This is a genomic window from Corynebacterium suedekumii, assembly GCF_030252185.1.
Taxonomy (GTDB): domain Bacteria; phylum Actinomycetota; class Actinomycetes; order Mycobacteriales; family Mycobacteriaceae; genus Corynebacterium; species Corynebacterium suedekumii.
In genome coordinates, this window is record NZ_CP126970.1 from 1,890,896 (window position 1) to 1,911,297 (window position 20,402).

The 20,402-nt window shown below is 68.2% G+C and carries 23 protein-coding genes, 1 tRNA gene and 1 pseudogene; 13 read left to right on the forward strand and 12 right to left on the reverse strand.

Going from position 1 to position 20,402, the window contains the following annotated elements; genetic code table 11:
- Positions 1 to 3: 3 nt before the first annotated feature.
- Positions 4 to 270 carry a toxin HicA gene (locus QP029_RS09490; RefSeq protein ID WP_284874075.1) on the reverse strand — a complete coding sequence of 89 codons (267 nt, stop codon included), beginning with the start codon at positions 268 to 270 and terminating at the stop codon, positions 4 to 6.
- 41 nt (positions 271 to 311) lie between these two features.
- Complete coding sequence (locus QP029_RS09495) at positions 312 to 1,025, reverse strand: CPBP family intramembrane glutamic endopeptidase (protein WP_284874076.1); 714 nt, start codon at positions 1,023 to 1,025, stop codon at positions 312 to 314.
- A gap of 120 nt (positions 1,026 to 1,145) precedes the next feature.
- On the opposite strand from QP029_RS09495, the gene QP029_RS09500 reads away from it, so the two are divergent.
- Genes QP029_RS09500 through QP029_RS09510 form a run of 3 tightly spaced genes read left to right on the forward strand, consistent with a single transcriptional unit; the run spans position 1,146 to position 2,988 of the window.
- On the forward strand, positions 1,146 to 1,460 hold the full coding sequence (locus QP029_RS09500) for a hypothetical protein (protein ID WP_284874077.1): 315 nt from the start codon (positions 1,146 to 1,148) through the stop codon (positions 1,458 to 1,460).
- Positions 1,400 to 2,296 (forward strand): sensor histidine kinase, encoded by an 897-nt coding sequence (locus tag QP029_RS09505; protein WP_284874078.1) that lies wholly within the window; start codon positions 1,400 to 1,402, stop codon positions 2,294 to 2,296. Before QP029_RS09500 ends, QP029_RS09505 begins: the two co-directional genes overlap by 61 nt.
- Positions 2,293 to 2,988 (forward strand): response regulator transcription factor, encoded by a 696-nt coding sequence (locus QP029_RS09510; protein WP_284874079.1) that lies wholly within the window; start codon positions 2,293 to 2,295, stop codon positions 2,986 to 2,988. Before QP029_RS09505 ends, QP029_RS09510 begins: the two co-directional genes overlap by 4 nt.
- Here the strand turns inward: QP029_RS09510 and QP029_RS09515 are convergent.
- Entirely contained in the window at positions 2,985 to 3,515 is a 531-nt protein-coding gene (locus QP029_RS09515; RefSeq protein WP_284874080.1) for a YceI family protein, read from the reverse strand. The genes QP029_RS09510 and QP029_RS09515 overlap by 4 nt on opposite strands.
- Before the next feature lie 232 nt (positions 3,516 to 3,747).
- On the opposite strand from QP029_RS09515, the gene QP029_RS09520 reads away from it, so the two are divergent.
- Both QP029_RS09520 and QP029_RS09525 read left to right on the forward strand, forming a co-directional pair.
- Positions 3,748 to 4,293, forward strand: a complete 546-nt coding sequence (locus QP029_RS09520) for a MarR family winged helix-turn-helix transcriptional regulator (RefSeq protein ID WP_284874081.1) — start codon at positions 3,748 to 3,750, stop codon at positions 4,291 to 4,293.
- 95 nt (positions 4,294 to 4,388) lie between these two features.
- A pseudogene (locus tag QP029_RS09525) lies at positions 4,389 to 4,609 on the forward strand (PspC domain-containing protein).
- Between the two features lie 71 nt (positions 4,610 to 4,680).
- Here QP029_RS09525 and catC read toward each other — a convergent pair.
- Positions 4,681 to 4,968 carry a muconolactone Delta-isomerase gene (gene catC, locus QP029_RS09530; RefSeq protein WP_284874082.1) on the reverse strand — a complete coding sequence of 96 codons (288 nt, stop codon included), beginning with the start codon at positions 4,966 to 4,968 and terminating at the stop codon, positions 4,681 to 4,683.
- Positions 4,969 to 5,158: 190 nt separating this feature from the next.
- On the opposite strand from catC, the gene QP029_RS09535 reads away from it, so the two are divergent.
- Positions 5,159 to 5,401, forward strand: a complete 243-nt coding sequence (locus tag QP029_RS09535) for a hypothetical protein (RefSeq protein ID WP_284874083.1) — start codon at positions 5,159 to 5,161, stop codon at positions 5,399 to 5,401.
- Between the two features lie 54 nt (positions 5,402 to 5,455).
- On the opposite strand, the gene QP029_RS09540 is transcribed toward QP029_RS09535, so the two are convergent.
- The 3 genes from QP029_RS09540 to QP029_RS09550 form a co-directional block, all read right to left on the reverse strand.
- Positions 5,456 to 6,034 (reverse strand): DUF937 domain-containing protein, encoded by a 579-nt coding sequence (locus QP029_RS09540; protein ID WP_284874084.1) that lies wholly within the window; start codon positions 6,032 to 6,034, stop codon positions 5,456 to 5,458.
- 242 nt (positions 6,035 to 6,276) lie between these two features.
- Positions 6,277 to 6,349, reverse strand: a tRNA-Arg gene (locus QP029_RS09545).
- 79 nt (positions 6,350 to 6,428) lie between these two features.
- Complete coding sequence (locus QP029_RS09550; protein WP_284876217.1) at positions 6,429 to 7,910, reverse strand: alpha/beta fold hydrolase; 1,482 nt, start codon at positions 7,908 to 7,910, stop codon at positions 6,429 to 6,431.
- A gap of 227 nt (positions 7,911 to 8,137) precedes the next feature.
- On the opposite strand from QP029_RS09550, the gene argS reads away from it, so the two are divergent.
- Complete coding sequence (argS, locus tag QP029_RS09555; RefSeq protein ID WP_284874085.1) at positions 8,138 to 9,790, forward strand: arginine--tRNA ligase; 1,653 nt, start codon at positions 8,138 to 8,140, stop codon at positions 9,788 to 9,790.
- Between the two features lie 6 nt (positions 9,791 to 9,796).
- Positions 9,797 to 11,131: a diaminopimelate decarboxylase gene (gene lysA, locus QP029_RS09560; RefSeq protein ID WP_284874086.1), complete on the forward strand. Its 1,335-nt coding sequence runs from the start codon at positions 9,797 to 9,799 to the stop codon at positions 11,129 to 11,131.
- Here the strand turns inward: lysA and QP029_RS09565 are convergent.
- From QP029_RS09565 to QP029_RS09575, 3 genes are read right to left on the reverse strand one after another with little or no spacing between them, the layout of a single operon-like run.
- Complete coding sequence (locus QP029_RS09565) at positions 11,128 to 11,712, reverse strand: TetR/AcrR family transcriptional regulator (protein WP_284874087.1); 585 nt, start codon at positions 11,710 to 11,712, stop codon at positions 11,128 to 11,130. The two genes, lysA and QP029_RS09565, sit on opposite strands and share 4 nt — an antisense overlap.
- 11 nt (positions 11,713 to 11,723) lie before the next feature.
- The gene (locus QP029_RS09570; RefSeq protein WP_284874088.1) at positions 11,724 to 11,996 is read right to left on the reverse strand and encodes a CBU_0592 family membrane protein; all 273 of its coding nucleotides are present in this window, start codon (positions 11,994 to 11,996) and stop codon (positions 11,724 to 11,726) included.
- 39 nt (positions 11,997 to 12,035) lie between these two features.
- Positions 12,036 to 12,308, reverse strand: a complete 273-nt coding sequence (locus tag QP029_RS09575; protein WP_284874089.1) for a CBU_0592 family membrane protein — start codon at positions 12,306 to 12,308, stop codon at positions 12,036 to 12,038.
- 393 nt (positions 12,309 to 12,701) lie between these two features.
- Here QP029_RS09575 and QP029_RS09580 point away from each other — a divergent pair, with 393 nt between their 5' ends.
- From QP029_RS09580 to thrB, 5 genes are all read left to right on the forward strand, one after another.
- The gene (locus QP029_RS09580; protein WP_284874090.1) at positions 12,702 to 13,199 is read left to right on the forward strand and encodes a hypothetical protein; all 498 of its coding nucleotides are present in this window, start codon (positions 12,702 to 12,704) and stop codon (positions 13,197 to 13,199) included.
- Positions 13,200 to 13,228: 29 nt separating this feature from the next.
- Positions 13,229 to 14,722 carry a molybdopterin-dependent oxidoreductase gene (locus QP029_RS09585; protein WP_284874091.1) on the forward strand — a complete coding sequence of 498 codons (1,494 nt, stop codon included), beginning with the start codon at positions 13,229 to 13,231 and terminating at the stop codon, positions 14,720 to 14,722.
- Between the two features lie 12 nt (positions 14,723 to 14,734).
- Complete coding sequence (locus QP029_RS09590) at positions 14,735 to 15,430, forward strand: hypothetical protein (protein ID WP_284874092.1); 696 nt, start codon at positions 14,735 to 14,737, stop codon at positions 15,428 to 15,430.
- A gap of 76 nt (positions 15,431 to 15,506) precedes the next feature.
- Positions 15,507 to 16,844 (forward strand): homoserine dehydrogenase, encoded by a 1,338-nt coding sequence (locus QP029_RS09595; RefSeq protein ID WP_284874093.1) that lies wholly within the window; start codon positions 15,507 to 15,509, stop codon positions 16,842 to 16,844.
- Positions 16,845 to 16,860: 16 nt separating this feature from the next.
- Positions 16,861 to 17,787 carry a homoserine kinase gene (gene thrB / locus QP029_RS09600; RefSeq protein ID WP_284874094.1) on the forward strand — a complete coding sequence of 309 codons (927 nt, stop codon included), beginning with the start codon at positions 16,861 to 16,863 and terminating at the stop codon, positions 17,785 to 17,787.
- On the opposite strand, the gene QP029_RS09605 is transcribed toward thrB, so the two are convergent.
- The gene (locus QP029_RS09605; protein WP_284874095.1) at positions 17,784 to 18,503 is read right to left on the reverse strand and encodes a helix-turn-helix transcriptional regulator; all 720 of its coding nucleotides are present in this window, start codon (positions 18,501 to 18,503) and stop codon (positions 17,784 to 17,786) included. The two genes, thrB and QP029_RS09605, sit on opposite strands and share 4 nt — an antisense overlap.
- A 5-nt stretch (positions 18,504 to 18,508) precedes the next feature.
- The gene (locus QP029_RS09610) at positions 18,509 to 20,389 is read right to left on the reverse strand and encodes an ATP-binding cassette domain-containing protein (RefSeq protein WP_284874096.1); all 1,881 of its coding nucleotides are present in this window, start codon (positions 20,387 to 20,389) and stop codon (positions 18,509 to 18,511) included.
- Positions 20,390 to 20,402 lie beyond the last annotated feature (13 nt).

Here is a 20,402-nt window from a genome sequence, read left to right on the forward strand (position 1 = left end):
GTGTCAGTCCTCCTTCTCGGGGCGTATGGTCTGAATTTTGTTCACAGCCGATAACACTTGCCTGACCTGGTAGGGCTTAGCTTTGCCGTTGTTATTCTGAATGTTCACTCGGGGGTCGCCGACCCAGGGCGTTTTGTAGGTGACATGGGAGCCCGTCGCTGAGCCGCGCCTGTCGAAATAGTGGTCACACACTTTCTTCAGGTCAGCGAAACGGACGTTCGTTGGTGAATCCTGCATTCTTGTCAGGATCTCGGAGATGCTCCTGCCCATGTGAAATATAGTACCGCATGTAGTACCAGCCGGTACTGGTCTCAGGTGAGGAGCGCCGCGATCAACCCCGCGGACGCCATGAGATTGTTCACCATGTGCAGCGCCAAGCCCGCCCAGAGTGAACGGTGCCAGCGGACCAGCAGCGCGCAGCCGAGCCCGATGAGGCCGGTCCAGATCATCACCGGCGGGACCAGGTGGATGAGTCCGAACAGGACGGAGGTGGTGAGGGTGGACAGGACCACGCCGACGGTCCGGTCAGGCCAGCCCATGAGCAGGCGACGGAACACCACTTCCTCGATGACGGGGCCGACGATGAGGTAGAGGAGCAGCGCGGTGAGCATCCAGGCCTGCCCGGAGGCCCGAGCGGCGGCGTCGGTGGGGGCGGTGTCGGCGGGGGTGAGGTCGGGAAGGAGGGCGGCGACCAGCAGGATGAGAATGAGGCTGACGATCATGACGGTCGGGATCTGCCACAGCAGGTGCCAGCCGCGGCAGCTGAGGCGAGCGAAGCCGAGGTCGGCCCATCGCCAGCCGCGACGGCGCAGGAGGGCGGCGAGCACGCCGGCCTGCGTGCCCATGGCGGTGACGCCGAGGGCGATGCCGAGCCAGGTGGGTGCCGGCCTGTCGGTGATCATGGTGTAGCCGCGTTGGGCGAGTGCGACGAGGATCATGGCGACGAGCATCGCCACGAAGGAGATCAGGACGGCGAGCGTGTCGCGGACGGTGACGGGACGGGGGTTCCAGGTGTGTTGTCTCATGCCCATCATGCTCGGCGAGCGACGAGCCGGTTGGTATCGGTCGATCGTCGCAAAGATCTGCAGAGAAAGAGACGAAAGTATGACACTGGAACACGTCCGGCGGGCAGTACGGTCAGTGTCATGTTGTTCAGCTCCCTGACCACCCGCCGCGCCGTCGGACTGTGGTGCGTCGCCGCCGCGCTCGGCAGCATCGTCCAGGTGGCCTTCTACCCGCTGGTGTTCGAGTGGCAGGACCTGGACGCCCTCCCGGAATCGGTTGTCATGGACCGGACGTACTACCTGCTGTTCGGCCTGATCGGGGAGTGGTGTCGCTGCTGTTGTTCGCGTGGGCGCTGCTGCGCCGGCGGACGGCACCGCGGTGGGCGGATTACGGCGTGGTCCTCACCGGCCTGGCCACCCCGCTCGGTGGGCCCGCGGCAGTGCTCACCCTGGTGATGATCGTGGCCACGCTGCGTATCCGCCCCATGCTCATCGGCCTCGCACTGGGGGCGGCGTCCCTGGTCTGGGATGCCCGGCTGCAGGCGGTGTCCGGGATGGACACGACCGGTGCGTGGGCGATCATCGTCGCGGTGCTTGCGGTGGTGGGGGCGGCCGGGGTGTGGCTGGGGCGGCGTCGAGAAGCTCGCGTGGAGCGGGAGCGCGCCGCGGAGCTGGAGTTGCGGACGGTGCAGGCGGAGGAGCGGTCCCGGATCGCCCGTGACCTGCAGGACACGCTCTCGCACCGGTTGTCGTTGATCTCGCTGCACGCCGGCGCGCTGGCCTACCGCGCCGACCTCGACCGGGACGCGGTCACGCAGACCACCACCCTGCTGCAGGACCAGGCGGAGGCCGCCACCGATGATCTGCGGCAGATCCTCCACGTCCTGCGCGACCCGTCGGGGACCATTGATCCGGCGACGTCGGTGGCGGATCTGGTGGCCTCCGCCCGCCAGGCCGGCACCGAGGTGCTCATCGACGACGCCTCCCTCGACCTGGCCCGCCATACCGACCGCGTATCGACGCTCGCCGCCCACACCGTCCACCGCACCCTCCAGGAGGCGCTGACCAACGCCCGAAAACACGCGCCGGGCCAGCCGGTGACGCTGCGGCTGCGGGAGGGGGACGGCACGCTGGTCGTGGAGGCGGCCAACCCCGATCCACAACCGGGGCGCGGGCAGGGACACGGCCTCATCGGCCTGGCCGAGCGCGCCGGACAGGCCGGCGGCACCCTCACCGTCACCGACGCCGACCCTTTCCGACTACGACTGGAGATCCCGTGGACCACCCGGTGAGAGTGCTGCTCGTCGACGACGAATCCCTGGTCCGGGCGGGTCTGCGCCTGCTGCTCGACGGAACGGGCGGGATCAGCGTCGTCGGCGAGGCCGTCGACGGCGCGGAGGCGTACGCGAAGGCGCAGGCCCTGCGGCCGGACGTGGTCCTCATGGACATCCGCATGCCCGGCACCGACGGCATCCGCGGTGCGGAGCTGGTCCGGGGTCTGACGGATCCGCCGGCGGTGCTCATGCTCACGGCCTTCGACACCGAGGCGGACGTGCTCGGGGCATTTACGGCCGGGGTGCAGGGGTTCCTGCTCAAGACGGCGAAGCCGCAGGTGCTTGTCGACGCCGTCCGACACGCCGCCCAGGGCCGACCCCAGGTGGACGGTGAGGTGCTGGGGACGTTGGTGGGGATGGCGTCGAGAAGCGCGCCGCAGGCGGTGCCCCCGAGTCTGCAGGCCCTCAGCGAGCGGGAGCGGGAGATCGCGGCGCTGGTGGCCGAGGGGCTGAGTAACGAGGAGATCGCGGCGAGGGTGCACCTGGCGGTGCCGACGGTGAAAGACGCATCTGTCACGGATCATGGGCAAGCTCAGGGTGGGCAACCGCGTGCAGATCGCCGTCGCGTATCTGACCGCGCGCACGTGAAAACCCCCGCCCGGCCTCTGAGGAGGGACCGGGCGGGGGTCGACTGGGGGAGAGAGGCTTAGGCCTGCTTGATGCCGGAGCCGTCGATCTCGATCTTGATCTCCTCGGAGACCAGGACGCCGCCGGAGCCCAGCGGGGCCTGGAAGTCGACGCCGAAGTCCTTGCGGTTGATCTTGGTGGAGGCCTCGAAACCGGCGCGGACGTTGCCGAACGGATCCTCCTCGACACCGAAGACCTCGACGTCCAGGGTGACCGGCTTGGTGATGCCCTTGAGGGTCAGGTCACCGGTGACGGTGCCGGCGGTGGCGTCGAAACCGGTGGCGGTGAAGGTCATCTCCGGGAACTCCTCGACGTTGAAGAAGTCCTCGCCACGGACGTGGCCGTCGCGGTCGGCGTTGCCGGTGTTGACGGAGGCGGTCTTGATGGTGGCGGTGGCGGAGTTGTTGGCCGGGTTCTCCTCGTCGATGGTGACGGTGGCGTCGAACTCGTCGAACTTGCCGCGGACCTTGGTCACCATGGCGTGGCGGGCCACGAAGGCAATCTCGGTGTGAGCAGCGTCCAGGACCCAGGTGCCGTTGAGGTTGGTCATTGTGAAACTCCTAAGTAGTTGTCGCGGCCGTGGCGGCCGCGGTGGTTTGTTGCTGGCGTCAACAATAGGCGGAACTTTGTGACGTGTCAACAGGTTACGGAAAGTTCCGGACGTTTCAGCGGAAGATGCAGGTCAGGGCAGTGAATAAAATCCGGGGACGGATAGGTGACGGTCACCTATCGGATTGGTGGGGATTACCTTGACGCGGATACCCCGCGCTATAGTTGTTGACATGGCTACCGAAGCACGCTGGCTCAATGACGACGATCAGGCGTTCTGGCGCCTCATGCTCGCCGCCACCCGCAAGATCGACCGCGTCCTCGACGAGACACTGCTCGCCGGAAGCGATCTCTCCACCTCCGAATTCGCCGTCCTCGTCTCGCTCTCGGAGGCCCCCGACCAGGCCCTGCGCCTGCGCGACCTGTGCACCGGCCTCGACTGGGACCGCTCCCGCACCTCCCACCAGATCACCCGCATGGAACGCCGCGGCCTGGTGACCAAGCGCCGCAGCGAAGGCGACGCCCGCGGCGTCGAGGTCTCCCTCACCGAGGAAGGCACCCGCCGCCTCGAGTCCGCCGCCCCCGACCATGTCGAGAGCGTCCGTCGGATCGTCTTCGACCACATGACGCCTGAGCAGCGCGAACCGCTCCGCCAGTTCTGGCAGGGTGTTCTCAACGTCACCAACGTCCCCGGCCACCCCGACTTCTGCGGCATCCTCCTCGACCCGCCCCCGGGCCAGGGTACGGAACAGGGTGCGGCACAGGGCGGCGCCCAGTAGGGGACGAATCAGGGGTTTTCCCGATGGTGCGGCCGCGACGTGCGGGCCACAATGGAGCCATCACCAGCACACGATCCCCGAAAGAGGAACCCCCGATGACCACCCCGAACGTCGCCCACGACAACACCCCCTTCTCCCGGCGCCGCCTCCACCGCTCGCTGACCGACAAGTACGTCGCCGGTGTTCTCGGTGGCATCGCGGAGACCTACGGCTGGAACCCACCCTCGTCCGCCTCATCTTCGTCGCGTCGATCCTCCTGCCCGGCCCCCAGTTCATCGCCTACGTCATCGCGTGGATCATCATGCCCAACGGCTGACACCCCGCTTATCGACGCCGGCCCGTTCCCCACACCGTGGGAAACGGGCCGGTTCGCCGCCTGCCTCTGAGTCAGAAGAAGTCACGGGTGGCGTTCGGGTGCTGCGCCAGCGGGGTGACCTTGATGTTCATGTACTTGTACATCGGGAAGCTGGACAGCACCTCCTGCAGCTCATCGTTGCTCTCCACGTCATAGATGGAGTAGTTCGAGTACTCGCCGACCACGCGCCAGATACCCTTCATCTTCCCGGATTTCTGCAGGTTGCCGGAGTACTCCTTCTCCCGGGCCTGGAAATCGGTGACCTGCTCGGGGGTCAAAGACTCGGGGAAGGAGACATCCATGCGGGCGAGAAACAGCATTGCGTGGCCTTTCGGTTGTTGAGTACGTTCCCCGACCACCATACCGGCGCCGGTTACAGAATTGTTGTATATGCCTGAGGCCTGGTGATTCGGGGTATTTCCGTGCGGAGCCTGTGGGTTGACCCCCTTGGCAGGCGGGATCGTGCCTACTAACAAGTCTCATAGGCCAACCAAGTGAAAGGACTCTACCATGCTCCGTCGAATCACCCGCCTCAGCCTGGCGAGCGTCGCCAGCGTCGCCCTGCTCGCGGGTGGGACAGCTGCCCCCGCAACTGCCCAGGAGGTCAGCAGCACCAGTTCCCACTCCTCCAACTGGGCTCCCGAGGACTACCTCTTCGGCGCGATTCTCTTCCCCGCGTTGTTCTCGTCCATGTTCTCCTCCTACATCCTCGGCATCCCGCAGTGCGGCCTGCACGACACCAGCGCCTGCTAAACGACGAGCCGGGCCCGGGGACGTGATCCCCGGGCCCGATTGTGATGGTGTCTCCTAGCGGCGCCCGCCACCCAGCAGTCCCCCGAGCAGCTCACCGAAGATGCCGCCCATGCCCGGCGACTGCTGCTGGGCTCCACCCGCCCCGCCGAGGACCTGGCCGAGGATCTGCTCCAGTAGCCCGCCCTTCGACGACGGCGTCGGGGTCTGCTGCGTCTGCGGCTTCGTCCCGCCCGTCCGCTGCTGCAGCTGACCGGCGAGCCAGGACATCACGATCGGTGCCAGGATCGGCAGGAGCTTGCGCACCAGCGAGCTTCCGCCACCGAGACCGCCGAGCTGGCTTACCACCTGATCCTCCTGGGCGCCGAACACGTGGTGGGCGATCTTCTGGCCGTCGTTCGTGTTGATGGCGTCAACATCCACCTCGCCCTCCACGAGCGACGGGTCATGCTGATCGACGGCGCTGGCGAGGGAATCCCGGCCGGCCGGATCCTTCGCGTTGGCGCCCATGCCCATGAGCAGTGCCGGGAGGACGTTCTCGGCGGCCTGGCGCACCTGGGTGGGGTCTTCGCCCAGCTGCTTCGCGATGCGGTCAATGGGCAGGCTGGACAGGAGCTGATTGATGTTGTTCGTCATAACGCCACTCTAGTGGTGGGCAGTGGTGTCGTGCAGGTGGCGCCTTGTACGCCAGTCAGTGGCTCCAACGGGTATTTTTTCCGGCGAACTGGTGTGCAATGAACCACGGCGTTTCTTCGCATGGCAGGAACGGACCGGAATCCGGGCTTTCAGGGCGTTCGTGCCACCCGAAAGGGCATGGAGCGCATGTTGAAGGCCCCGACCGGGAGCGGATGCTCTCGATCGGGGCCTCAGGTCATTCGTGTCCCCGACAGGATTCGAACCTGCGACCTTTGGTACCGGAAACCAATGCTCTATCCACTGAGCTACGGAGACATTGTGGCCATCCTGGTGGGGATGACAACGGTGAAAGTCTAGCACCTGCGATCCGGTGCACCGAATCGCAGGTCCCGGTTTAGTTCAGGCCGGGGAGGTCGGTGACCGGGGCGATGCCGGTGCGGAGGTACTCGACGACGGCGTCGTCAACCGCGGTGTTGCCCACGCCGACGTGGGCGTGGCCGTTGCCGTGGACGGTGATGACCTGGCTGCCCATCTGCTCGGCCAGCTTGTAGTGGTGCTGGTAGGGGGTCTGCGGGTCGCCGGTGGCCTGGATCTGCAGCGGGCGGGTGGCCAGCTGGGAACCGTCGGTGGCCTGGCGGCCGGAGACCGGGTCCATGCCGGAGCAGGCCGCACCGGAGGTGAACATCGCGTTGGGGGCGGTGAACAAGTCGCCGGTGACGTAGTTGGTCCAGGCGTAGCGGGGAATGTCGGCCGGGTTCGGCGGGGTCGTGTTCTCATTGCACATGATCATCCGCTGCATGGCCTGGGCGTTGGTGAACGCGATGATCTGGTCCTCGGTGGGGGCGCCGGTGTCGGGGAGGGTCTCGGTGCCGTTGATGAGGCGGGCGAGCTGATCCCAGCTCTCCACGCGCGGGAGCATCTGGCGGGTCATGAGCAGGGTCGGCGCGTTGGCCTGGTTGGCTCCCGGGTTGACGGCCTGGGAGGACAGGCCCTCGGAGGAGACGCGGGCGGGGCCGGTGGCGGTGATGGCCTCGGCGGCGAGGTGGCCGGCCCAGTCGAAGCCCGGCGGGATGTCGCCGATCTGGGCGGGCGGCGGGACGACGGTGGGGTTGGTGCCGGACTCGGCGACGATCTTGCGGGACCAGGACTGGTAGACGGCGAGCGGGGTGTCGCCGAGGCCGTAGGTGTCGTTGCGTTCGGCGACCCAGCCGAGGAAGTCGTGCAGGCTGGTCTCGTAGCCCGCCTGCTGGGAGTTCATGATGCCGGTCCAGGCGAGGTCGGGGTCCATGCCGGAGTCGAGGACGACGCGGTCGGTGTGCTGCGGGTACCGTGTGGCGTAGACGGAGCCGAGGTAGGTGCCGTAGCTCAGGCCCATGACGGAGACCTTGTCCACGGCGAGTGCCTGGCGGACCCACTCCCAGTCCTCGGCGGTGTTGTCGGTGGTCAGGGACGCGGTGTAGCCGGGGGTGCTGATCTCACAGGAGTCTCGGTAGAAGCCACCCTGGCGCAGGTGCGGGTCGGTGGGGACGAAGGTGGCGGGCAGCTCAGTGCAGTTGAGCGGGGTGGAGCCCGGCAGGCCGCGGGGCTGGACGGCGACTCGGTCCCATTCGGAGGTGATGCCCTCGGGCCAAGCGAAGGCGTCGGGGTTGCCGAAGTAGGAGTAGGCGTCGCCGCCCGGGCCGCCGGGGTTGCCGAAGAGGGTGCCACGGGCGGTGCCGGTGGCGGGCACCTTGACGAAGCCCACGGAGATCGGCGCTCCGTCGGGATCGGAGTGGTACATGGGGACGTCGATGCGCCCGCACTGCGCGGCGGCGTCGGTGACCTGCTCGGGGCAGTCCTCCCACGTGATCGGCTGGGTCGGAGCTGCGGTGGCCATGCCTGCGGTGACCACGAGGCCGGCCAGCGCGGTGGCGGTGGCCGACAGGGTGGCGGTGAGGCGGCGGGGGAGGGTTCGGGTCATCGATAGGCCATTTCTACTCGTGGGTGCGGTATTCAACGCAGGCCATCATATCGTGCAGCTGAGGTATTGATTGGATCAACTAACTACTGTGCCCCCGATCCCGGGTGCGAATCCGCTGGCGGGGTGCATTAGACTGATTCGCCATGACACCTGCTGATCTTGCGTCCCTCATCCGGGAGACCGCCGCCGGCGTGCTCACCTCCCGTGACCTCGACTCTTCCGTCCTGCCTGAGCAGGTGGTCGTCGAGCGACCCCGCAACCCCGAGCACGGTGACTACGCGACGAACCTGGCCCTGCAGGTGGCCAAGAAGGTGGGCACGAACCCGCGGGAGCTGGCCACGTGGCTGGCCGAGGCGCTGGCGGAGAACCCGGCGATCGAGACCGCGGAGATCGCGGGCCCGGGCTTCCTCAACATCCGTCTGGCCGCCGCTGCGCAGGGTGAGATCGTGGCGAAGATCCTCGAGGCGGGGGAGTCCTTCGGCCACAACGACCTGTACGCGGGTGAAAGGATCAACCTGGAGTTCGTCTCCGCGAACCCGACGGGTCCTATCCATCTGGGTGGTACCCGCTGGGCGGCGGTCGGCGATTCGCTGGGCCGTGTGCTCACCGCCTCGGGCGCGGAGGTGACCCGGGAGTACTACTTCAACGACCACGGTGGGCAGATCGACCGTTTCGCACGGTCGTTGGTGGCGGCGGCGAAGGGGGAGCCGACGCCGGAGGACGGCTACGGCGGGGAGTACATCCACGAGGTGGCGGCCGCGATCGTCGAGAAGCATCCGGGCGCGCTGGAGGGCACTGCGGAGCAGGTGCAGGAGACCTTCCGCGCGGAGGGTGTGGACATGGCGTTCAGCCACATCAAGGAGTCACTCCATGAGTTCGGCACGGACTTTGACGTGTTCTTCCATGAGAACTCGCTGTTCGAGTCCGGCGCGGTGGACGCGGTGGTGCAGGTGCTCAAGGACAACGGCAACCTCTACGAGGCGGACAATGCCTGGTGGCTGCGCTCGACGAACTTCGGCGACGACAAGGACCGCGTGGTCATCAAGTCGGACGGCGAGGCAGCCTACATCGCCGGCGACATCGCCTACGTCAAGGACAAGTTCGACCGCGGCCACAGCCTGTGCATCTACATGCTCGGTGCGGACCACCACGGCTACATCGCCCGCCTCAAGGCCGCCGCCGCGGCCCTGGGCTACGACGCCGACCAGGTCGAGGTCATGATCGGCCAGATGGTCAACCTGGTGCGCGACGGGGTCGCAGTGCGGATGTCCAAGCGTGCCGGCACGATCATCACCCTCGACGATCTCGTCGAGGCCATCGGCATCGACGGTGCCCGCTACTCGCTCATCCGCTCCTCCGTCGACTCCTCCCTGGACATCGACCTGGCGCTGTGGGCCTCGCAGTCCTCCGACAACCCCGTCTACTACGTGCAGTACGGCCACGCCCGCCTGTGCTCCATCGCCCGCAAGGCCGCCGAGCTGGGTGTTACCCACGACAACCCGGACCTGGCGCTGCTCACCCACGACCGCGAGGGTGATCTCATCCGCACCCTCGGTGAGTTCCCGACCGTGGTGAAGGCGGCCGCCGAACTGCGGGAACCGCACCGCGTGGCCCGCTACGCCGAGGAACTGGCCGGTACCTTCCACCGCTTCTACGACAACTGCCAGATCCTGCCCAAGGCCGGCGAGGAGACGGAGCCGATCCACGGTGCCCGTCTGGCCCTGGCCGCCGCCACCCGGCAGACCCTGGCCAACGCGCTCGGCCTGGTCGGTGTCACCGCCCCGGAGAGGATGTAGTTCCGCATGAGCGAGAGCGACTTCAACGACCTGCCCGCCCACGTCTGGCCCCGCAACGCCTGCCGCCAGGAGGACGGCGTGGTCACCATCGCCGGTGTCCCGCTGCCGGAGATCGTCGAGGAGTACGGCACCCCCGTCTTCGTCGTCGACGAGGACGACTTCCGTTCCCGCTGCCAGGACATGGCGCGCGCGTTCGGCGGCCCGGAGCACGTGCACTACGCCTCCAAGGCGTTCCTCACCCGCACCATCGCCCGCTGGGTCGACGAGGAGGGCCTGTCGCTCGACGTTGCCTCCCGCAATGAGCTGGAGATCGCCCTGCGCGCCGACTTCCCGGCCGACCGCATCACCGCCCACGGAAACAACAAGGGTGACGGCTTTCTCCGGGCCTGTGTGACCAATGGCGTCGGTCACGTGGTCCTCGACTCCGAGCAGGAGCTCGTGGACCTCGACACCATCGCCGCGGCGGAGGGGCGCGTCCAGAAGGTGATGATCCGGGTCAAACCCGGTATCGAGGCCCACACCCACGAGTTCATCGCCACCAGCCACGAGGACCAGAAGTTCGGCTTTTCCCTGGCCTCCGGGTCGGCCTTCCGCGCCGCCGAGGCCGCCGTCCGCGCGGAGAACCTCGAGCTCGTCGGCCTGCACTGCCACGTCGGTTCCCAGGTCTTCGACGCCCGCGGCTTCACCGCCGCCGCCGACCGCGTCCTCTCCCTCTACTCGCGCATCCACGCCGAGCTCAGCGTCCAGCTGCCCGAACTCGACCTCGGCGGCGGCTACGGCATCGCCTACACCGAGGACGAGCAGCCGCTCAACGTCGACAAGGTGGCCCACGACCTGCTCACCGCCGTGGCCAAGACCGCGGCGGAGCTGGGCATCGAGGCACCGGCCGTCCTCGTCGAGCCCGGCCGCGCCATCGCCGGCCCCGGTACCGTCACCGTCTACGAGGTCGGCACCGTCAAGGACGTCACCGTCTCCGAGGACGAGCAGCGTCGGTACCTCTCGGTCGACGGCGGCATGTCCGACAACATCCGCCCCGCCCTCTACGGCTCGCTGTACGACGCCCGCGTCGTCTCCCGCTTCACCGAGGGCGCGGAGGTCTCCTCCCGCCTGGTGGGCTCGCACTGCGAGTCCGGCGACATCCTCATCCGCGACGCCGCCTTCCCCGACGACATCGTGCCCGGCGACCACATCGCCCTGGCCGCCACCGGCGCCTACGCCTACGCCATGTCGAGCCGCTACAACGCCGTCAACCGGCCCGCGGTGGTCACCGTGCGGGCCGGGAAGTCGAAGCTCATGCTGCGGCGCGAGACCGTCGAGGACTTCCTCGCGCTGGAGGGTTAACCCCGGCCGAGATAGCTCGCCGGGGGAGTGAGCCGCTGCACCGCCAGTGCGATGGACTCGTCCGGGTACTCGCCCAGGTGCATGCTGCGGTGGAGCAGGACGCCTTCGTAGAAGGCGTCGAGAAGATAGGTCGTCTCGGCGTCGAAATGCTCCCGGATGACCTTGCGGCAGCGGTGCGTCCACTGCACCAGCACCATGCGGTGGCGGGGGCGCCGCAGCGACAGGGTGTAGAGCTCACTGCCCAGGATCGTGCCGCGTCTCGACGCCGCCGAATCCGTCAGCATGTGCACCGTCGCCCTCCGGGCCGACTCCAGCGAATCCACCCCCTCGTAGTACTCCCGGAAGCGGGCCACCGACCGGTCGGCGAAGACCTGGAAGGCCGCGCTGAGTAGCGCGTCCTTGTCGACGAAGTGGTGGGTCACCGACCCCAGGGACACGTGTGCCCCCTCGGCGACCATGCGCATCGAGGTGCCCGCGACGCCGTGGGTGACCAGGCAGTCGAGGGTCGCGTCGATGATGCGGTCGCGGTGACCGCCGTTGGTACCGGGGGGTTCGTGGGATCCGTGGGGATGTGAGGGCACGACCGCCGATTCTACGCCGCTGCGCCGGTCGCCGGGTTCTTCCGGGACGGGCCGGAGAAGATCTTCCACAGGCCGAACAGGGCGACGATCGCCCAGACGACCTCGGTGATCATCAGGCCCGGGTTGAACGGGGAGATCGCGGTGTAGGTGAAACCGAGGGCGCCGAGGAAGTTGAGCGTCTGGTACAGCACCGACTTGGAGGTGACGACGCCGAAGTTGAGCAGGCCGTAACCGACGACGAACAGGATGCCGGCGACGATGCCGATTTCATAGGAGAATTCCATGGGAGTGGTCCTTCGTGTGAGTGGGTGGTCGGCGGCGGGTCAGGCGACGGAGGGGGTCTGTTCCGGGGCGTCGGCGGCGCGACGGCGGCTGAGGAAGATCTTGACGATGCCGTACAGGCCGAGCAACGACCAGATCAGCTCCGTCCAGAACACACCCGCGTTGAAGGGGTTCGCGGCGGAGAGGGTGAGAAAGCCCGCGCCGACGAAGTTGAGGATCTGGTACGGGTAGTCGGCGGTGGTCCATTTGCCGAGGTTGAGCATCGCGAAGGCGAACAACAGCGCGACGGATGCGATGAGACCGAAGATGACCATGGGAGACATGGTGGGCAGAGCCTTTCTCGATGAGGACTGGAGGGGATGTGGTCCCGAGCTGCTTCTCCGGTAGCAACGGTGGCGGGCCTGTGACGGTGGCCCGTCCCGCTGGGTGACACAGGGCTGATGCTAGACCCGGCGCGGGAACGGGGGAAGTTCACTGACCGAACAGTCGTCTGGTTCTGCAGGTCAGGAGCTTTTCCACCGGGCAGAACGACTGTTCTTCCCCCGGGAGCAATGGTTATCTCTTATCGTGTCCATAGGAACGCCGGCGAGAGGTCTCGCGGGAGTTTCGCCCCGCACGGCACCGACATCTCCGGCGGTGCCCGCGCACCCGATCCCCGCCCACGGTGGACCTGTGACACCGCCGTCGGCCCGACCTCAGGAGCACCCATGTCGGACGCACCAGCCGGCGTTGACATCAACACCCACGACTGGAACAGACACGTTCCCCCGGGCCGGAAACGCGCACCCTTCTTCCGGTACATCCGCATCAACCTGCCCCGGCTGACCAAGGCGGTCATCCTCGCGGTCATGGCGCTGCTGGCCTTCTGCGCCGGAGTGGTCGCCCTCAGCGACCACCTGCCGTTCGTCGGCGGCGACATCGCCCTGTGGCTCGTCGTCGCCCTCGCGGGCATCTTCCTCGTCGCCGGCCTGGTGACCAGGGCCCGCATCTGGGACTTCGGCATGGTCCCCGCCCTCGGCGCCCTCATCGCCTACCTCGGCGGACTCTTCGGCACCGCCCCCTACGTGTGGAACGGCGCCAGCGTCCACCTCGCGGCCGCCTGGAACACCATGATGCTGTGCGGGCTCGCCTACCTGATCATCCGATGGGCCCTGGCCTACGGCATCCTCGTCGCCTACCCGGACGACCAGGGTTTCGTGGACTGACGGCGGACAACAACAAGGAGACACCCATCATGCTGACTGACTTCCCCGTCTGGCTCCGCATCGAGCACTTCGTCAACATCCTCTTCATCACCCTGTTCATCCGCAGCGGCATCGAGATCCTGGGCACCTTCCCCAAGCTCCACCGGTCGGTCCACTCCCCGCTGGGCGGCCAGTGGGCCCAGTTCACCATCAAGGAGAAGCGCAAGCGCAAGTACTTCCCCGTCTCCGGTGAATACGACGACTACAGCCCCATCGTCTCGCTGCCCGGACACGGTGACCTCGGCCAGGGCCGCTACTGGCACTTCATCTCCGTGATCTGCTGGGTCCTGCTCATGGTGGCCTACTGGATCCTCCTGCTGGTCACCGGCCAGTGGCGCCGGTACTGGCCCGAGGACCTCGGTGTGTTCGTCGAGGCCTGGGACAACCTCATCCAGTACCTCGCCTTCCAGGTCCCGCCCGCGATGGACGGCTACCCGTTCAACGCCATCCAGCAGCTGTCCTACGGCTTCGTCGTCCTCATTCTCCCGCTGTGGATGATCATCACCGGCGCGTTCCAGTCCCCGGCCATCAACAACCACTTCCCCCGGATTTCCCGGGCACTCGGCGGGCGCCAGGTCATCCGCACCCTCCACTTCTGGGGCCTGATCGCCTATGTGGTGTTCATCCTCATCCACGTCGGCATGGTCATCCTCCACGGCTACGGCCACGAGGTGTCCAAGATGGTCTTCGGCCACGCCGACCACCCCGTCGCCGGTGGCGTCATCTTCACCATCGGTCTGGTGTTCATCGTGTTCGTCCACATCTGGGCCACCATGACCTCCACCAACCGGCCCAGGGTCATCGAGCGGCTGCACAACGTCCTGGTCCGCCCGCTCACCCGCGCGCTGCGGAAGCTGCCCTCCCGGCAGCACCTCTACACCTCCGACGACGTCACCCCGGCCCCGCACCACCGCGCCTCCGGCATGCCGCCGTCCACCGAGGCCTACATGGCCATGGTGTGCAACGGCTACGAGGACGACTACGTGCTGGAGATCGGCGGGTACGTGGAAAAACCGATGCGCCTGACCCTGCAGGACCTGCGCGAGATCGCCGACGGCCACTCCCAGACCACCGTCCACCACTGTGTCCAGGGCTTCTCCTCCGTGGGCAAGTGGGACGGCGTCGCCCTGCCCACCCTGCTCGACCTGGTCCGGCCCCTGGACGGCGCCACCGACGTCGTGGTGCACAGCTTCCAGAACATGACCCGCGACGACGACTCCTACAACGGTTCCTACTACTACGAGACGATGCCCATGGCGGAGGCGATGCAGCCGCAGTCGCTCATCGCCATCGGCTACGACGGCGACGAGCTGCCCATCAAGAACGGCGCCCCGATGCGCCTGCGGCTGGAGACCTCCACCGGTTTCCGCTCCGCCAAGTGGCTCGACCGCATCGAGGTGGTCAACCGCTTCGACATCATCGGCAACGGCAAGGGTGGCTTCTTCGAGGACACCGACAGCTACGACCGGCTTCAGACGCTCTAGGAGGCAGCCACCATGTCACGAGCCCTCTACCAGGACATCCACCTCACCGACGACCAGATCGACCGGGTCCGCACCTATATCCGGTCCATCGACTTCCACCTTCCCGGCGCCACCTGCGAGGACTTCCGGATCAACCCCCGCGCCCGCTACCTGGGGTACATGTTCCAGGCGGAGGACCTCGAGTCCTACGGCGTCGGCCTGGCGTGCACCTACCCCGGGATGGAGAACCAGAACACCTTCATCCGCATGAGCCGCGGTCAGCTGCTCGGCGAGGAGGGGGCACCGGTCCTGCCGGTCAACGAGCCGGTGCTCGGCGCTGAAGCCATGACCCTCAACCGCTTCTATGACACCCCGGGTGGGCCGACCCGTCACGGCGTCGACACCTACAGTGCCGACGCCGGCCTGCCCGGGGCCGACATGGACCTGACGATGATCGAGACCCAGCTGTCCGACATCATCGCCTTCCACAACGGCCAGCCGGTGCCCGGTGACCAGGAGATCCTCGACCTGAAGATCTTCTGGGGCACCCTCCTCGCGGGGCGGTATTCCCGCCTGCGGCACTTCGCCGCCGCCGGTCGCCTCTCGCCGGAGCAGGCGGCACGGCTGGAGAAACTGGAGTCCTCCGTCAACGCGGTCCGGGAGATCCTCATCGCCCTCGACCTGCCCACCCTGGAGACCCTCGAGACCACCCCGGTGGTCGACGGGTAGGTGACCCTTGTACTGAGGAGACAGAAAGCTTTGTCTAAGGTGGGAGCGAACACCACCGTCTGATGAAGGGGACGACATGGCCGACTCGGCAACGAAGCAGCCCACCTACAACCCCGGCAAGGGAGCCGGCGAGCCGGTCGGCGTCGCCATTCTCGGCCTCGGCACCGTCGGCACGGAGGTGCTCCGCCTCATGGGCGAGCACCACGACGCCTTCGCCCACCGCGTCGGCGGCCCCCTGGAGATCAAGGGGGTGGCCGTCTCCGACCTGGAGAAGCGCCGCGAGGGTGTGGACCGGGAGCTGCTCACCGACGACGCCATGTCCCTGATCACCCGCGATGACGTGGACATCGTCGTCGAGGTCATCGGCGGCATCGACTACCCGCGTCGCCTCGTGCTCGCCGCCCTCAACGCCGGCAAGTCCGTCGTCACCGCCAACAAGGCGCTGGTCGCCGCCCACGCTGATGAGCTGGCCGAGGCCGCCGACGCCGCCAACGTCGACCTCTACTTCGAGGCCGCCGTCGCCGCCGCCATCCCGGTGGTCGGCATGCTGCGTCGCTCGCTGGCCGGCGACCAGGTCGTACGGATCTCCGGCATCGTCAACGGCACCACCAACTTCATCCTCGACGCCATGGAGTCCACCGGCGCCTCCTACGACGACGCGCTCGCCGAGGCCACCCGCCTCGGGTACGCCGAGGCCGACCCGACCGCCGATGTCGAGGGTCACGACGCCGCCTCCAAGGCCGCCATCCTCGCGTCCCTGGGCTTCCACACCCGGGTGAAGTTCGACGACGTCAGCTGCGAGGGCATCACCAAGGTCACCGCCGACGACATCGAGGCCGCCCGCAACGCCGGCTACGTGATCAAGCTGCTGGCCATCTGCGAACGCATCACCGACGCGGCGGGGGTCGAGGCGGTCTCCGCCCGCGTCCACCCGACCCTCGTGCCGGTCGAGCACCCGCTGGCCAGCGTCAACGAGTCCTACAACGCGATCTTCGTCGAGGCCGAGGCCGCCGGTCGTCTCATGTTCTACGGCAACGGCGCCGGTGGTAACCCCACCGCCTCCGCCGTGCTCGGTGACCTCGTCGGCGCCGCCCGCAACAAGGTCCACGGGGGCCGTGCCCCGGGCGAGAACACCTACGCCAACCTGCCCATCGCCGACGGCGGGGACGTGCTCACCCGCTACCACATCGACATGGAGGTCGAGGACCGCACCGGTGTCCTCGCCGAGCTGGCCGCCACCTTCGCGGCCCGCGGCATCTCGCTCAAGACCATCCGCCAGGAGGAGTCCGGCGACGACGCCCGCCTCATCGTGGTCACCCACAGCGCCCGCGAGGCGGACCTGGCCGCCACCGTCGAGGAACTGAAGACCTCCTCGGCCGTCAAGGCCGTCGACAGCGTCATCCGTCTCTTCTAGGACAGGAGCACAGCACGTGAGCATCGAGCTCGAAGTGGGCACCCGGGTCACCGTCACCGTCCCCGGTTCCTCCGCCAACCTGGGCCCGGGTTTCGACACCCTGGGTCTCGCTCTGGGCATCTACGACACCATCGAGGTCGAGATTACCGAATCCGGTCTCGAGGTCGAGGTGTACGGCGAGGGGGAGGACGACCTTCCCCGCGACGGCTCGCACCTCGTGGTCAAGGCCATCCGCTCGGCCCTCAACGCCGCCGACGCCCAGGCGCCGGGCCTGCGCGTGGTGTGCACCAACACCATCCCGCAGTCCCGCGGGCTCGGCTCCTCGGCGTCGGCCGCCGTCGGCGGCGTCGTCGCCGGCAATGCGCTGGCGGGTGAGCCGCTGACCACCGAGCAGGTGGTCCAGCTCTCCTCCGCCTTCGAGGGGCATCCCGACAACGCCGCCGCCTCCGTCCTCGGCGCGGCGGTGGTGTCCTGGACCACCACTCCCGTCGACGGTTCCCAGCCCGGTTACCGGGCGGTGAGCGTCCCGGTGGACGAGCGGATCCGGGCCACCGCCCTGGTGCCGGACTTCCACGCCTCCACCCAGGCTGTCCGTCGCGTGCTGCCCAGCCACGTCACCCACACCGACGCCCGCTTCAATGTCTCCCGCACGGCCGTGATGACCGTCGCGCTGCAGAATCATCCGGAGCTGCTGTGGGAGGGCACCCGGGACCGGCTGCACCAGCCGTATCGCGCCGACGTCCTGCCGGTGACGGCCGAGTGGGTCAACCGGCTGCGCAACCGCGGTTACGCCGCCTACCTCTCGGGTGCCGGCCCGACCATCATGGTCCTGTCCACGGAACCGGTCGATCGGTCGATCCTCGACGAGGCCCGCACCGCCGGCCTCAAGGTCCACGAGCTCGCTGTCGCGGGTCCGGTCACCGCCGAGGTCTCGCGCGCCTAACCGTTCCGGTCGCCGCTGATCTCGACGAGGCAGGTGCCGTCGCCGGCGAAGGGGCGCAGATTCAGTGAGACCGCCCGCCCCCGCGGGGCGGAGGCGCTCAGACTCTCGTCGATGAACCCCTCGTGGATGGCGCAGATGAACGGCGACGGCAGCGAGTCCCCGGTGATGAAGGGGCAGGAGTGCAGCGCCACCGACGGGGTGGCCTCGGGGCGTTCGGTGGGGAGGGCCACCGGGTCGAAGCCCATGTCGCGGAGCCGGACGAAGAGTCGGTCGAGGGTCTCCGAGTGGGAGCGCGCGGGTTCCACCCGGACGCCCATGCGTCGGGCCCAGGCGCGGCCGATCTCGCGGGCCCGGTCCATGTTCTCGGGTGTGGTGGACGTGGTGTCGGTGAGCATCCCGGCGAGGACCTCCACCAGCGAGACGTACTCGTCGGCGACGGTGCGGTTGTCGGGCACCCGGACCTGGAAGATGTAGGAGGGTCGACCCCGGCCCTCGGCGGGCAGGGAGGAGACCCGGACGGCACCCCGGGCGACGAGTTCGTCGAGATGACCGCGGGCGGTGTTGACGTGCATCCCCAGCTGCTCCGCGAGCTCGAAGGACCTGGCCCCACGGGGGAAGGACTGGAGTGCGTCGAGGACCTCGCGCTGTTTCAGGCTCAACTGGAGATGCTCCGGGAACAGGTCGGTGGCCGGCCGCGGGGCGGGGTCGCCGGTCATGTGGATCACTCTCCTCTGATCCGCCGGTGCTGCGGATACACGTTGATCGCCACCGCCTTGGTGACGCATTCAATTGTCGTTCCGGGTGCAAGCCCCAGCTCGAGCACCGACCGGCGGGTGACGGGGATGCTCATCCGGTGGCCACCGACCGTCACGTGGACGATCGTTGCGGCTCCCGAGGTCGTCGCGGACACCGATTCGACGACCCCTGTCCACACATTCCGGGCGGACTCCCGGTGGGGGTCCGTGGTGGGCAGACGCAGGGTCGTCGCCTCCGGTGCGAACGTGGCGACCGCGGTGTCTCCGACCCTGAGGGACTGCTCCCGCGGGGCCGCTGACGTGCCTGTCACCTCCAATTCTTGGCCTAAAATAGTGACCGTGTCAACTTCTTCGGCGGTGACAATCCCGACAATCCGGACGATTCCGGCCAGCGTGGCCACGAAATCGTCCGGCGGACGGGTCAGCAGATCGGCCGTCGGACCGGCCGCGGTGATCTCGCCACCGGCGAGGACGACGAGATGTTCGGACAAGGTCGCCACCTCGAGCGGATCGTGGGTGACCAGCAACGTCGTCCGGTCCTGGGCGGCGGATGCCAGCAGGCGTCGCCACCGGTCGGCGGAGGCGACATCGACGGCCGCCAGCGGTTCATCGAGGATGAGCACCGACGGCCGGGCCGCCAGCGCGCGCAGCAGCGCGACCTGGGCGGCCTGCCCCCCGGACAGGGCTGGGACGGCGATGTCGCGCAGGGGGGTGAGGCCGGCGGCGTCGAGAAGCTCGGTGGTGCGCCGCGCATCGCGCGTCACCATGGTGACGGCGCCGGCGACGGTCGCTGTGGGCGGAAGCCCGGGGCGTTGGGTGAGCAGCACCACCCCCCGCGTATCGACGTCCACGTCCCCACCGGCCAGCCGTCCCGCCACGCGTCCCATGAGCGTCGACTTACCGGAGCCGTTGGGGCCGACGACCGCGGTGATCCGGTTCGCGGGAAATGCCGTGCCACCGGCGAGAACCGGCTGACCCCCGGCCACCGGGGCGGTGAGAGTCCGGAGCCGCTCCAGGTCCAGTTCCCCGAGCCGGCGGGCGCGGGGTTCCGGCGTGCGGGCCAGTGCCGCGGGCAGTGCCGCGAGACCGAGGACGAGCACCGCGGCGATGATGAGCACCGCGCCGAGCACGTACGCCCGACCCGGGTCCGTCTCGCGTTCGAGGTAGATGCCCAACGGCATGGTGCGGGTGACCCCGGGCATGGAGCCGGCGAAGGTCAGCGTCGTACCGAACTCGCCGAGCGACCGGGCGAAGGCCAGGCCGGCACCCGTGGCGATCGCGGGGAGAAGCGCCGGCAGCTGGATCTTCCGGAGAATCTCCCCGGGGGACATGCCCACCCCCGCGGCGCTGGCGCCGACCTCCGGGTCGAGCTGGCGGGCGGCCGCATCGACGGTGACCACGACAAACGGCAGGGCGATGAACACGTGGGCGAGGACAACGCCGGGGAAGGCGAAGGCGAACTGGAGACCGAGGGCGTCGAGAAGCGGGGCGGTGACCCCGCGCCGACCCACCGCCGCCGTGAGCGCCAGACCACCGACCACCGGCGGCATGGCCAGCGGCAGCAGCACCAGCAGGCGGACGAGCCGACCACCGCGACGCAGGTGCCGCAACCACACGGCCAGCGGAACCCCCAGGCCCACGGTGATCACCGTCGCCCACGCCGCGGACGCGAACGAGACCGTGAGCAGCTGCGCGGTGTCCGGATCGGCGAGCACCTCACCGACCCGCGACCACGGCACCCGCACACCGAGTGCGAGGACCGGACCGAGAATAAGCAGCAGACCCACCACACCCAGCACCACCACGACCACCGGCGGCCGGGGGAGTATGGGGCGGGGAGCGGACATGCTCATCAGGATA

Excerpts from the sequence above, each read along its gene's own strand:
- QP029_RS09490 (WP_284874075.1), bottom strand. The coding sequence starts at position 270 with ATGGGCAGGAGCATCTCCGAGATCCTGACAAGAATGCAGGATTCACCA.
- QP029_RS09495 (WP_284874076.1), bottom strand. The coding sequence starts at position 1,025 with ATGAGACAACACACCTGGAACCCCCGTCCCGTCACCGTCCGCGACACG.
- QP029_RS09500 (WP_284874077.1), top strand. The coding sequence starts at position 1,146 with ATGTTGTTCAGCTCCCTGACCACCCGCCGCGCCGTCGGACTGTGGTGC.
- QP029_RS09515 (WP_284874080.1), bottom strand. The coding sequence starts at position 3,515 with ATGACCAACCTCAACGGCACCTGGGTCCTGGACGCTGCTCACACCGAG.
- QP029_RS09520 (WP_284874081.1), top strand. The coding sequence starts at position 3,748 with ATGGCTACCGAAGCACGCTGGCTCAATGACGACGATCAGGCGTTCTGG.
- catC (WP_284874082.1), bottom strand. The coding sequence starts at position 4,968 with ATGCTGTTTCTCGCCCGCATGGATGTCTCCTTCCCCGAGTCTTTGACC.
- QP029_RS09535 (WP_284874083.1), top strand. The coding sequence starts at position 5,159 with ATGCTCCGTCGAATCACCCGCCTCAGCCTGGCGAGCGTCGCCAGCGTC.
- QP029_RS09540 (WP_284874084.1), bottom strand. The coding sequence starts at position 6,034 with ATGACGAACAACATCAATCAGCTCCTGTCCAGCCTGCCCATTGACCGC.
- QP029_RS09550 (WP_284876217.1), bottom strand. The coding sequence starts at position 7,910 with ATGGCCACCGCAGCTCCGACCCAGCCGATCACGTGGGAGGACTGCCCC.
- argS (WP_284874085.1), top strand. The coding sequence starts at position 8,138 with ATGACACCTGCTGATCTTGCGTCCCTCATCCGGGAGACCGCCGCCGGC.
- lysA (WP_284874086.1), top strand. The coding sequence starts at position 9,797 with ATGAGCGAGAGCGACTTCAACGACCTGCCCGCCCACGTCTGGCCCCGC.
- QP029_RS09570 (WP_284874088.1), bottom strand. The coding sequence starts at position 11,996 with ATGGAATTCTCCTATGAAATCGGCATCGTCGCCGGCATCCTGTTCGTC.
- QP029_RS09575 (WP_284874089.1), bottom strand. The coding sequence starts at position 12,308 with ATGGTCATCTTCGGTCTCATCGCATCCGTCGCGCTGTTGTTCGCCTTC.
- QP029_RS09580 (WP_284874090.1), top strand. The coding sequence starts at position 12,702 with ATGTCGGACGCACCAGCCGGCGTTGACATCAACACCCACGACTGGAAC.
- QP029_RS09585 (WP_284874091.1), top strand. The coding sequence starts at position 13,229 with ATGCTGACTGACTTCCCCGTCTGGCTCCGCATCGAGCACTTCGTCAAC.
- QP029_RS09590 (WP_284874092.1), top strand. The coding sequence starts at position 14,735 with ATGTCACGAGCCCTCTACCAGGACATCCACCTCACCGACGACCAGATC.
- QP029_RS09595 (WP_284874093.1), top strand. The coding sequence starts at position 15,507 with ATGGCCGACTCGGCAACGAAGCAGCCCACCTACAACCCCGGCAAGGGA.
- QP029_RS09605 (WP_284874095.1), bottom strand. The coding sequence starts at position 18,503 with ATGACCGGCGACCCCGCCCCGCGGCCGGCCACCGACCTGTTCCCGGAG.
- QP029_RS09610 (WP_284874096.1), bottom strand. The coding sequence starts at position 20,389 with ATGTCCGCTCCCCGCCCCATACTCCCCCGGCCGCCGGTGGTCGTGGTG.